This is a genomic window from Limnobacter sp. (assembly GCF_036846585.1).
Taxonomy (GTDB): domain Bacteria; phylum Pseudomonadota; class Gammaproteobacteria; order Burkholderiales; family Burkholderiaceae_B; genus Limnobacter.
The window spans coordinates 32,139-43,328 of record NZ_DAIUBR010000027.1; the positions used below are offsets into that span (position 1 = coordinate 32,139).

The 11,190-nt window shown below is 54.0% G+C and carries 10 protein-coding genes; 6 read left to right on the plus strand and 4 right to left on the minus strand.

The annotated features are described in order from the left end of the window. Positions 1 to 3 precede the first annotated feature (3 nt). The 4 genes from V7028_RS11965 to V7028_RS11980 all read right to left on the minus strand — a co-directional run bounded on the left by V7028_RS11965 (position 4) and on the right by V7028_RS11980 (position 6,594). Complete coding sequence (locus V7028_RS11965) at positions 4 to 2,241, minus strand: SH3 domain-containing protein (protein WP_334120314.1); 2,238 nt, start codon at positions 2,239 to 2,241, stop codon at positions 4 to 6. Next, on the minus strand, positions 2,238 to 4,202 hold the full coding sequence (locus V7028_RS11970) for a heme-binding protein (RefSeq protein ID WP_334120315.1): 1,965 nt from the start codon (positions 4,200 to 4,202) through the stop codon (positions 2,238 to 2,240). Before V7028_RS11970 ends, V7028_RS11965 begins: the two co-directional genes overlap by 4 nt. Positions 4,203 to 4,305: 103 nt before the next feature. Continuing rightward, positions 4,306 to 5,772 carry a hypothetical protein gene (locus tag V7028_RS11975; RefSeq protein ID WP_334120316.1) on the minus strand — a complete coding sequence of 489 codons (1,467 nt, stop codon included), beginning with the start codon at positions 5,770 to 5,772 and terminating at the stop codon, positions 4,306 to 4,308. A 6-nt stretch (positions 5,773 to 5,778) separates the two neighbouring features. Next, positions 5,779 to 6,594, minus strand: coding sequence for a hypothetical protein (locus V7028_RS11980; protein WP_334120317.1), 816 nt, complete (start codon positions 6,592 to 6,594; stop codon positions 5,779 to 5,781). 185 nt (positions 6,595 to 6,779) lie between these two features. Between V7028_RS11980 and V7028_RS11985 the strand changes: the two genes are divergently transcribed. The 6 genes from V7028_RS11985 to ccsA all read left to right on the plus strand — a co-directional run. Then, positions 6,780 to 7,973 carry a tetratricopeptide repeat protein gene (locus V7028_RS11985; RefSeq protein ID WP_334120318.1) on the plus strand — a complete coding sequence of 398 codons (1,194 nt, stop codon included), beginning with the start codon at positions 6,780 to 6,782 and terminating at the stop codon, positions 7,971 to 7,973. Continuing rightward, positions 7,974 to 9,299: an ATP-binding cassette domain-containing protein gene (locus V7028_RS11990; protein WP_334120319.1), complete on the plus strand. Its 1,326-nt coding sequence runs from the start codon at positions 7,974 to 7,976 to the stop codon at positions 9,297 to 9,299. 2 nt (positions 9,300 to 9,301) lie between these two features. After that, the gene (gene ccmC, locus V7028_RS11995; protein WP_334120320.1) at positions 9,302 to 9,994 is read left to right on the plus strand and encodes a heme ABC transporter permease CcmC; all 693 of its coding nucleotides are present in this window, start codon (positions 9,302 to 9,304) and stop codon (positions 9,992 to 9,994) included. Positions 9,995 to 10,025: 31 nt separating this feature from the next. Next, complete coding sequence (locus tag V7028_RS12000; RefSeq protein WP_334120321.1) at positions 10,026 to 10,196, plus strand: hypothetical protein; 171 nt, start codon at positions 10,026 to 10,028, stop codon at positions 10,194 to 10,196. Next, the gene (gene ccmE / locus V7028_RS12005) at positions 10,193 to 10,600 is read left to right on the plus strand and encodes a cytochrome c maturation protein CcmE (RefSeq protein WP_334120322.1); all 408 of its coding nucleotides are present in this window, start codon (positions 10,193 to 10,195) and stop codon (positions 10,598 to 10,600) included. Before V7028_RS12000 ends, ccmE begins: the two co-directional genes overlap by 4 nt. Beyond that, on the plus strand, positions 10,597 to 11,190 hold a 594-nt coding region (gene ccsA, locus V7028_RS12010; RefSeq protein WP_334120323.1), incomplete at its 3' end, for a cytochrome c biogenesis protein CcsA. The genes ccmE and ccsA, both read left to right, overlap by 4 nt.

An 11,190-nucleotide genomic window follows, 5' to 3' on the forward strand; every position in this document is an offset into this window, starting at 1 on the left:
GCTTTAAAAACTCAAAATAACGTTGAACAAAAAGGAATAGGGTTCTTTGTCATCGGGGAACAGTTCTTTGTAACCCTTGCCTGGCAATAGTTTGGCAAACGAACCGTTCACTACAATGTTTTGCGAGAAGAAGGGCCGATACTGAAAACCCACCGACGCATCAATGCCCAAATCAGTCGAGGGCGGGCGTTGCTGGCGCAAAGTGCCCAACACATTGGTGTTGTCGAATTCGAGCTTGTTCAGGTTGGCCACCAAGCGCAGCTCGGGCAATACATCAATATCCGCACCCACACCGACCAACAACAGGCCAGGGTTGATGAAATTCGATTGCCCCTGTTCCTTGCTTGAACGCAGTGAAGGCAACACACCATTGCGGCCCGACAAGGCCACACCACCGCCGCCAATCAAAGGGATATTCTGGCGAATGAAGAAGCTGGTGTCTGCCCCTGCAAACTGGGGGTTCTCGAAAATGGCATCAAAGCCTTCTGCTGTGCCATCGAATGGGTCTTCATCGCCCGATGCATACAGGAAGCTGCCGCGCAGGCGGAACCAGTCGAAATCGCGTGACAGTTCGGTTGCATGGAAGAATGCGTCAATGTCTTGTTCACGTTGTGCCAATGGGTGGCGGTCTGTTTTGCCCGTGGCGTAGTAGGTGGAGGTGGTGATGTTCATGCGGCCGTAGTGGCCGTCACCGCTGAAACCAAAATAGTCGACTTGGTAGCCAAACGGTTTTTGGTCGCCCAAGGATGAAGGCCGTGCCAGAAAGCCGTTGGCATCAAAGTACCGTTCGGTGTCTTCATCGTTGCGGTTGTGAATATAAGAAACCTGGCTGGTGAAGCCCAAAAACGGGAAGTCTTGCCGGTACAGGTTTGCGACAAAAAAATCGTCGTCGCGCAGGTCTTGGCGAATGTCGTTCAAGCCACTGTTGGTGTCTTTCTCAACCCGCTTGAAATAGCCAATGTTGTACTGGTAAATGTTGTTGTTGCGGTTGCCAAACAGGCGAATGCCCATGGGCAGGTCTTGAAACAGGAAGCCCCGGAAATCGCTGATGAAAGGCTGAATGCCCACGCGCAAGCTGTCGAAGTCGTATCGATCAGAGACGTTGCGCAAGTGCACATCCACAAAAGCTTCCTGAATGCCCACAAAACCTTCTCGGCGAGTTTCGCCGGAAGAGGATGCAATTTTCAGCAAGCGGTCTTCATTGACCCGCACGTCGGTGTAGTTGAACACCGGTGTGAAACGGAACTCGTAATCTGGTGGTTTGAAGGTGGTGTTGCCTTTGGTTAGCGACAAACTCACGATCAGGTTGTGCGCAAAAATGGATTGTTCGCCATTGCCAAAAATATTGGCCTGCCCGCTGGTGGTGGATGTTGCAGGGGGCACGGGCACAGGGAAGTTGCGTTGTTCGTACAGTGTGTCGGCAATGATGCCCAGGTTAAAAAACCAGTCGGGCCCCAGTGTGTTTTGTAAAACTGGCAGGTCGCCCTTGATTACGTTTTGGTTGTAAGGGTCGAACAGCGGAAACTTGAAGCCCAACGATTGCATGATCCGCCAGCGATCAGGCACGGCCACCGATTCACGGGGCAGGTTGGGTTGGGGTGGCGGCACCTGGCTGGGGTCGATGACTGGAATGGCAATGTCGCGCGGCACAATTGGTGTGTCGCGGCCAGGGATGGCGCGTTGTACCTGCGGCGTTTGCGGCCGCGAATTGGGTACAAGACCTGGTGTAGCGTTTTGCGATGGGCGAATGCCCGTGCCGGATTGATCCACCAGCACATCGGCAGAAAAAGCGCGCGGTGCGAACACGCCCAAAGCCTGTTCGCCGTATTGGCCGGTGCCTTGCTGTATCCAGCCGTCGGTGTTGCCCAGCAGGCTGTCTTGAATGCGAACGCGGTACCAGCCGTTTTTTTCTTCAAATGCATCCACCAACTGGCCTTTGAAAAATTCGCCAATTGCTTTTGAATTGTTGTCTGGTTTTGCGTACACAATGCGCCGGTTCTCGAACACCTGAAGCAGCACCAAGGGACGCTCGGCATTTTCCAGCTCCACGATTTCCGGAAGCCCCACCACTTTGCGGCCTACTTTTTCAACCGTTTCGGTTACTTGGGCTACGATACTTGGGCGTGTTTCAGTGCGGATATCGGCCCGTATCTGTGCAAGCGCGGGCAGGGGCAAAAAGCCCGCCAGCACCAGCCCCACAGCCAGTGGTTTCAAACGCATGGAGGTGTTTTTCTTGTTCATGGTGTTGGGCACACGTTCTGTTCACTGCTGTCATTGAATGGAGTTTGCGGGCACTGTACATACTTTAAAAACTCGCCTGAATTGGACAATTCATTGGCGGTGAACAAGCTGCTGGGGAAAGGGCGCATGGCGCTTCCCGCAGCGGCTGCGCCATTGATTACACCCAGATAGCCCACCATGTCGTCCTGGTCGACGCCATCACCGGATACACCGACTGCGCCCACCAAGGTGTTGCCTTTGTATATTGGAAAGCCACCGGGGAAAATCTGCATGCCATTGGCGAAACGGTTTTGACGTGCGGGCGCTATGTTGGCATTGTCCACGCAGGTTTGGCTTGCGTCGGGCGCAAATGGATCGCCACCCACCACAGTGCGCACCGGTGAACCCAGGGTACCCAGCACCTTGTTGGCAACAATGTTCAGCTGGAAACCCACATTGAATGGGCTCCAGCTGCTCAATGGGGACGACAGCGGCCCTTCGGGTCGCCCTTCTTCACCATCGGGAAAATAGGGACGATGCACGTTGCCAATGGCACGCGCTGAAAATGCCGCAGTGCCGTTCAGTACATTTGGACTTTGTGCAAAAAAGGTGTCCATTGCATTGGCAAATGCACTGTGCGCGCCTGCGTCAATGGCATTGAAATCTGTCAAGGCCTCGGCTGAACTGAAAGACAGGGCGGAGCGCGCTTTTTGCACCGACACATCTGTGCCGAAAATCGGGGCATCGGAGGAGCGAATCAAACCGAGCACATCGCCATCCAGATCGACTACGCTGACTGTAACCTGTGCGGCTGCACCCAGCGGAATGCGAATTTGCGCGCGGGCTCTGTTGGCGGTTTTCATGCCCTCAGCCAGTATGTTTTGCACCTCGGCTTGGGTCAAGTTTGCGCCTGCTGTGGGCGGAAACCGAACCGATGTATTGTCGGCCGGGTTGGTGATCAAGGTAAAGGTATTCAGCCCGTTGAAGGCCGGGTTTGTGGTGGCTACGTAGCCCGATTGAGATGCGCCATAAGACGTGCCCGCAACAGGAGCGGCTGCTGCGTTGTAACCCGAAACCAGCACAAAGTTACCGTTGCCGGCAAGTGGCGCTACACCTGCCACAGCGGGCGTGGTGTTTGAAAACTGAAACGTTTGACCGTTTGCTGTAATTCGGTTCGCCCGAATTTGTTCCGGTGCGCGAAATGTGTCGCTGAGTGCGGCAAAAGCAATTTCTTCATCCAGGTCTGTTTCATTGGTCAGGATGTCGCGGTCCAGGCCGTAAATGCCATTGCTGCCCGCATCGGTTGAGGAAATAATACCGATTCCGCCAATCACGCGGCCTTCCTGATAAATTGGAAAGCCACCGGGGTCTGCCGACAAGCCCAGCGGTGAACGCTTGGGGCCGATGCTTGCATTTTGTGATAACCACACATTTAAATCAGAACAAGGCAATTGACTGAACTGCACGCCATACAAGGGGCCGCTGGCTTGGCCGCGTTCGCCGGGCTGGAAGAATTCCTGAACGATCTGGCTGGCAGTGCGCGTGCTGAAGGCATTGCCTGTGGATGACAAATAGGCACCTGTGATCGCTTTGGCAATCGCGGCCAGCGTGCTGGGCACGGTTGCGCCATCAAGTCCGTTGCCATTTGCACCGGCCAGACCGCTGGTGATGGTGGAGTTGGCTGCGGCATTGTTCATTTGGTAGACCGCCAGCACGTTGCCAACACGGTCCGTTACCGCGATGGTTGATTGAACACCGCGTGAAATGGATGCCTGCACGGCGCGCGCCACGATGTCGTTCACTTCAGGCACAGACAGGCTTTGCGTGCCAAGGGGCTCAACATTGAAGTTGGGTGTCGTGGAGCTTGCGCCCCCACCACCGCCGCCGCCGCCACAAGCCACCAACATCAATGGCGCAGCCATGCACAAAGCAAGCTGCCTGATTTTCATTTTTTTAATTACTGCACGTGTGCGTGTACGCATCGACTTCTGACTCGCTCATCTTTGTTGTTCAATGGGCAAGCAATATGCTCACCCCCAGTTCACTGCTGGTTTGTCTTCTCAAGCCTGTATGTCGATTGGCGTTTTATTTTTTTGCCAATTCTTTGTCATGTATATGGTATTCGTGGCAAACGCCGCAATCCGATTGCACTTTGTTCAAGGCGGGTTTGCTGCCCGCATGGCAAGTCTGGCAACTGTCTATTGCAGGCATCAGTACATCGCTTGCTTTGCCGGATTCTTTTGCTTTGTGGCAACTTTCGCAGGCCTCGAATTCATGGGCCTTGTGATCAAACTTTGCCATGGGCATCCATGGGTGTACCGGGTTTATTTCCGCAACCGAATATTGCGGCATGCGCGATCCCGATGTTTTTGTGTTGCCCAAGCCTTCCACGGCTTTCACTTCGTGGCAGACTGCACATGCCGTGTTCTCGAACAATTCGACTGTTGCAAAAGCGGCCTGCGCACGCGGGTTTCCGCTCAGCTTGCGCAGGTTTGATCGTTTTGGGTCTTTCTCGCCGGGGCGTGCACGTAACACAGCACGCTGTGCATTCACCTTGTTGCGTTCCTCGGGGTGCAGGGCCAAATAGCTGTAAAACTCTTCGACGGTACTTAGCACCGCATCCACAGGGCCATGTGGCACCTGTCGATCAGGCAGGGCAGGCTCGAAACTCAGTTTGTGGCATTCCTGGCAGTGGTTCTCCATGCTCAGGGTTTTAAAGCCCGTCGTCGTTTTTGCCGGTTCATGGCAATTTGCGCATTCCATCACCACCTTTTTTGTGGGTGTGTCGATGCCCTTGGGGTCTAGGTGCACGTCGTGCGGAAACTTCAAGTTTGTTTTCTCGACAATGGGTGTGTTCGCTGTCATGCGAATACGCCGCAAGTCGCTGGGTTCAGGCCCTGTTGCCACGGTTATCCGGAAGGTAGGGTGCTGGTCGCCGGTAAAATCGCGCACTGCGAGGGTTTCTGTTTTAGCGGCAACGGTTTGAATGTCTGCGTGGCAAGCAGCGCAGTCTGCACCTACAAAATGTTTGTTTTGTTCGGTCAGACTCTCGCGGCCTTTGTGGTCGCGGTGGCAGCTTGCGCAGCGGCCCTCTTCAAACGAGGTTTCAGGTACGGCTTTTTCGGTCACATGCAAACCCATGTTGCTGTGGCACACCGCGCAGCTTTCGTCTTTCACACGGGAAAAGTCACCGGCGTGGCAAGCCTGACAATCGCCTTCCAGATTGGAGTGCGCCGACGCCAAAGGCCCCGGGTTCCAGACTGAATCAAGTGCAAGCGCTGTGATAGTTCTTGTGCTTTGCGCTGCATTGCTTTGAAGGCTGGGGTGGGCGTTTGAGGGCAACTTTGCCGCATCCACCAGCTGGGGTTTTGCATTGACGGGCTGTTCAAGCACACCAAACAGATGCGGTGCAACCATTGCTGCAAGCGGCAACACCAGAAATGCAAACAGAATGGGCAGGAAAAATAGCCATGACAAGGGGCGCTTCAAACCCAGCGGTTTTTGCAGGGCTTGTTGCTCAAGTTGAAGCGGGCTTTTTTGTTGTTCGGCCATGTGTGCTTACCAGTAAATGAACACGGACAACACATGTGCAATCAGCGCTGCAAGCAGTCCGAAAGACAAAGGCACATGCAGGGCCAGCCACAGTTCAAGCCAGTAACGCATGTAGTAGTAACGGCGCAATTGTTTTAATGCACGCAGGCGTTGTACCTGGTTTTTGTAAATGTCGGCCAGGCTGTCCGATCGTGTGATTTCTTGCTGCAGAGTATTAACGGCTTTTTCAGTGGCGCAATGTTTTACTTTGCCCGTGCGCTGGTTGCCACGCGTGTTGAACACGCCTTGCTTCAGTGAACTGGCCACAGTGCGCGCAATCAGATCACAGGAATTTTTGACCAGCTTGGTGGCTTCACGATCCAGGTTTTCTATTTGGGCAACGATTTGTTCCGGGCTTTGGCGGTTTAACACCTGCGACATTTCTTGAGGAAACCGAAGGTAGAAAGTAAGTCCCCAGATTCCCGTGCCGATGGTGGCCATGGTCAGCAGATAGGCCAGTGAATGGACGTTCCAGCCAATTTGAAAACCACTGTGAAGCGTGGCCACAACTGACAAAGCCAAACCCAGATAAATGTGCGCAGAAACCCAACCCCGCAAATTGCCTGATTCATTGGCGTATTGGCGTTTGCGCACGCCAAACCACATTAGCCAGAGAATAAGCAGGGCGCCAATTGTGCCCAGGGTGTAACCCAGCCAGGTACCGCCGTTCGCATTAATGCGTGGTTGATCAAACAGGTATGCAAATGAAGAAACAAGGGTGAGGAACAATGCCCACTTCAGGAAAACAAATTTTTTATAATTGAACAGGTTGTCCTGAATCATGGGTTCAGCGCCTTGGCGATTTTCAGAAGTAATGCTGCTCAGGGTTTACGCTAATATCGGTACAGCTGACAATGTTACGTCATCATTCGTAATGTTAGTATCCCTACTTCGCGTCTGGGGGTGATCAATTGAGTCTTGATGTCGCTTTTTTCGGCTTTATCTTCCTGTTTTTTCTAGTATTTTGTATGTATTTCGCATGGTACGGTTTTTTTTCTTCGGGTTGGCATAAAACCACGTCAGGTTCAGGGTTACTGGAAAAAAGTCCGGAATGGCATGCACTTCTGGATCGTCGCCGGGAAATTGAGAGCGACCCCATGCTGGACGAGGGTAGCAAACAGACTTTGATTGAAAACTGGCAAACCATGGCGCAGGAAAGCAAGCCGCACATGGACGCGCGTGAATCCCTTCAAACATCTCGTTTAACGTGGGTCAAACCAGTCGCTTTGCCCGTGTTGATCATGGGAACTTTGATACTGGCCATTGCATTTACTTATTTTATTGGTGCGATGAATGCCGGTTCCCTTCAGTGGCCGGGGCGCAATACAGATCTATTAAACACTTCGTCGGTGGATCAGGCAGTCACCGTGTCGTCTGGGCATCCTGGCGATGGGGCAAGTCTGGAAGATCGGCTGGCTGGTTTGAAAATCCGCCTCGCCCAGCAACCTGATGATCTGCGTGGCTGGGTGTTGCTGGCGCGCACCCACGCGTCCATGTCCAATTACCCGGACAGTGCAGCCGCGTTGAAAAAAGCACTTGAACTAAGCCCTGGCCATCCCGATATTCTTGCCGATTTGGCCGATATGACAGCCATGGCCCAAGGCCGCAAGCTGGCGGGCGAGCCGGAAACCTACATTGCAGCAGCGTTGCAAAGTGAGCCCCGGCACGAGAAAGCCCTGGCCCTGGCTGCCAGTGCAGCTGAACAGGCGGGCGACCAGAACAAGGCACAGGTGTATTGGCAGCTGTTAAGCCAGGTTCAGCAAGCCAGCTTGAAAACTGCTGCATCCGAAGCCGCTGTTGATGATGTGTTAACCACAGTCAGCCTGGTGTTGCCGCAGAAAATGCCGGGCGGTGTGAATGACAATTCTGCCCTGTTTGTGTTCATGAAATCGCAGGTGGGTGCTGGCATGCCCCTGGCCGTGGTGCGCGTACCTGCCGGGCAGTTGCAGGTGGGTCAAGTTGTGCGTTTTGGTCCGGGGGACTTCATTCAGGAAGGTGCAATGAACAAGTTGCCGGAAACAGTGCATTTTCAGGCACGCCTGTCGATTCAGGGCATGGCACAGCCTGGTGATGGTGATGTGGAATCCGGATGGGTTGCTGTGCCGCGCAGCGAACTGAGCCGTGGGCTTTCTTTGGATTTGAACAATGGCAGTGCCCGTTAAATGATCGACGCCACGCTTTCAGCTCAACACCTGCATGTGCATTGCAACAGCCTGCAAGCGGCTGGTGTGGTGTTGTCAGGTGAAATTCAATGTGTGTTGAATTCGGGCGAAGTGCATGTGTTGCGTGGAGCCAATGGTGTTGGCAAGTCCACCTTGTTGCGTGCACTGGCCAATGCCTTGCCGGGGCAGGCCATGTTGTTCAAGGTGGAATACGGTTTGCGCGATGAACTGCTGGTACACGACCATTTGCAAAACCTGTTGGCGCATTTGAACCGGGCGCACACTGACATGGCGCATATTCTTGCGCAAGTCAGCCTGGGCGATTGGCAACACGAGCGAATCGGTACGCTGTCATCCGGGCAAAAGGCGCGTTTGGGTTTGTGTTCTTTGCTGGCTTCGCCTTTCAAGGTGTGGCTGCTGGATGAACCCTTGAACGCGCTGGATACGGAAGGCCAGCAGGTGTTGGCCAAAGCCCTTGAAATGCATCTGCAAGCGGGTGGCTTCGTGTTCATGGCCACCCATGTTGACCCGGCGGGTTTGTTGCAACAATTGCCCGGCGTGGTCGTGAATGTGGATGTGCTGGCGCAAGGCGAGTTGTGTGGCGATGCCTCCAGTCGAAAACCTGTGCCCCCGGCCAGGACTTGTTTGTCGTCAGAACCCAATGCGGAAGTGCCCATAGGTGCGCTGATCAAGCGTGACTGGGCTGTGCTGTGGGGCAACCCCCAGGCGGTGCTTTGGGGGGCATTGTTTCACTGGATGGTCTTGAGTTTTTTCGGAATCGGACTGGGAAAGACCAGCGTGCAATTTGCACAGGTGGCCACCTGGGTCAGTTTGCTGCTTGCGGTGTTGCTGGGTGCAAAAGACTGGTTTGCCGAAGACCAGCGCGTGGGCTGGATCCGTTTTCTAACCCAGATAAACCCGGCAAGTGCTGGCACCTACTGGCTTGTGCGTGTGTTGTACACAGCGTGCGCTCAAATGCTGGTATTGGTGCCTGTTACAGGTTTGGCGGCTTTGCAGTTCGGTTTGAATGGTGCGCAGTCGTTACATTTGATTTTCGCCATGGTGGCGGGTGTTTGGGCAATTGCACCTTTGCTTGGGGTGATCTGTCTGCTAGTAATGCTGACCCGGGGTGGTGCGGTACTGGTGTATCTGTTCGCATTGCCCCTGTTGGTGCCTGTGCTGATATTCGGTCTTGAAGCCAGCCAGGCCGCAGACCTGGGGCGCAGCGCACTGGCCCCCCTGGCGGTGTTGTTCAGTTTGGGATTGTTGGCTTGCTTGCTTGGCCCGGTTGTGGCCAGGCGTCTTATTCAATTGATACAGGAATAACCATGTTTGGGCCGTTGGCTTCTCCGCCGAAATTTCACGCTGTGGCCAGTTGGCTGTGGGTCTGGCTGCTGCTTGCCGGTATTGTGCTGCTGGGTTTCGGCTTGTACACAGGCTTGTTTTTGGCGCCGGTGGATGTGCAACAAGGCGAGGTGTATCGCGCCATTTATGTGCATGTGCCCGCAGCCTGGATGTCGATGTTTTTATTCCTCGTTGCCTGTGGTTATGCCATGCTGAACTGGGTGTACCGAAGCGATGTGTCTGCAGTCATGATGCGGGCTTTGTTGCCAACCGGCGCGTGGATGACGGCACTTGCGCTGATCACGGGGGCCTTGTGGGGAAAGCCCACCTGGGGAACCTATTGGGTGTGGGACGCACGCATGACTTCCGAGCTGCTGTTGTTGTTCATTTACTTGGGCTTGATCGCCCTGGGCCAATTGGCCACCGACCCCGCCAAGGCTGATCGTGTATTGGCGGTTGGTTTGCTGATTGGTGCGGTGAATATCCCCTTGATTTACCTGTCGGTGGTTTTTTGGAACACGCTTCACCAGGGCTACAGCGTGTCCCTGGGGGGTAGTCGAATTCACCCCGACATTGCCACAGGCATGTGGCTTAGCGTGTTGGGTTTCTGGCTGATCTGCGCCAGCACGGTATTGAACCGGGCAAGGCGTTTGTTGGTGCAGCGCAGGTGGCAGTAGTGACAATGAAGTTTCAAACAAGGTGTCGACAATGAATTTTGATGCATGGCAAACCGTCTGGATCTGTGTGGTTTTAGGTGTGTTGGTGTTGGTTCTGGATGGTGTTTTTGCCTTTCGCGCTGGCCCTGATAAAACCGAGTTGGCACGTAAAAGCCAGCGCAGTAGCCGCATGGCCCGCATGGGCAAAGGGAGTGCCTCATGAGCAATGCACGTGTTTACCGTACCGCCTGGCTGGCTGCCATTGTGGTGGTTGCACTGGGTTTTGGAATTGCACTGGTCAAAGTGTTCAATGACAACCTGGTTTTTTTCTACACACCCACTCAAATACTCAGTGGAGAAGTGCCCAAGGGCGAGAAAACCTATCGCTTGGGCGGCATGGTTGAAGTGGGCAGTGTTCAGCGTGAATCCGATTCATTGAAGGTGCGTTTTGTGGTCAGCGACATGAATAAAAAAGTACCGGTTGAGTTCAATGGCATTGTTCCTGATCTGTTCAAAGAAGGCACCGGCGTGGTGGCCGATGGTCAGTGGGACGGAAGCACTTTCGTGGCTTCTGAAGTGTTGGCCAAGCACGATGAAGATTACATGCCACCCGGAGTCGACAAGTGATTTCATTTATTTCGCAGTTCAGCCTGGCATTGGCCACTGTGCTGGCCCTGTTCGGTGCTGTGGCTGGCTTTGCCGCCGTGCGCGGTGTGTATACGCATGAACCAGCGGTGCCTTTGCTGGTGTCATTGCAGCGCAATGTATTGCTGGTTTCGGGTTTGGTCAGCGTTGCCTTTCTGGGGCTGATTTACTCATTCATACTCAGCGATTTTTCTGTTCGAAATGTGACTGAAAATTCCAATCTCGCTTTGCCTGTGTTTTACAAAGTGGCTGCCAGTTGGGGTTCCCATGAGGGTTCCTTCTTGCTGTGGGTTCTCATGTTTGCAGGGTGGACGCAGGCGGTGGCCTGGTCAGGTTTTGAAGTGTCGGCATGCTTCAAGGTGCGCGTGTTGGCAACCTTGCAGTTGGTGTTGGTGGGCTTTCTGTTGTACTTGTTGACAGCAAGCAACCCCTTTGAATACCTGAACCCCACGCCAGTGGACGGGCGGGATTTAAATCCGCTGCTGCAAGACATCATCATGATTATTCATCCCCCCATGCTGTACATGGGTTATGTGGGTTTTGCCGTTACTTTTGCCTTTGCTGTGGCGGGG

What these genes read in the sequence shown, in the direction of transcription:
- V7028_RS11990 (WP_334120319.1), top strand. Translation starts at nt 7,974, where the DNA reads ATGATCGACGCCACGCTTTCAGCTCAACACCTGCATGTGCATTGCAAC.
- V7028_RS11975 (WP_334120316.1), bottom strand. Translation starts at nt 5,772, where the DNA reads ATGGCCGAACAACAAAAAAGCCCGCTTCAACTTGAGCAACAAGCCCTG.
- V7028_RS12000 (WP_334120321.1), top strand. Translation starts at nt 10,026, where the DNA reads ATGAATTTTGATGCATGGCAAACCGTCTGGATCTGTGTGGTTTTAGGT.
- ccmC (WP_334120320.1), top strand. Translation starts at nt 9,302, where the DNA reads ATGTTTGGGCCGTTGGCTTCTCCGCCGAAATTTCACGCTGTGGCCAGT.
- ccmE (WP_334120322.1), top strand. Translation starts at nt 10,193, where the DNA reads ATGAGCAATGCACGTGTTTACCGTACCGCCTGGCTGGCTGCCATTGTG.
- V7028_RS11970 (WP_334120315.1), bottom strand. Translation starts at nt 4,202, where the DNA reads ATGCGTACACGCACACGTGCAGTAATTAAAAAAATGAAAATCAGGCAG.
- V7028_RS11980 (WP_334120317.1), bottom strand. Translation starts at nt 6,594, where the DNA reads ATGATTCAGGACAACCTGTTCAATTATAAAAAATTTGTTTTCCTGAAG.
- V7028_RS11985 (WP_334120318.1), top strand. Translation starts at nt 6,780, where the DNA reads ATGTATTTCGCATGGTACGGTTTTTTTTCTTCGGGTTGGCATAAAACC.
- V7028_RS11965 (WP_334120314.1), bottom strand. Translation starts at nt 2,241, where the DNA reads ATGAACAAGAAAAACACCTCCATGCGTTTGAAACCACTGGCTGTGGGG.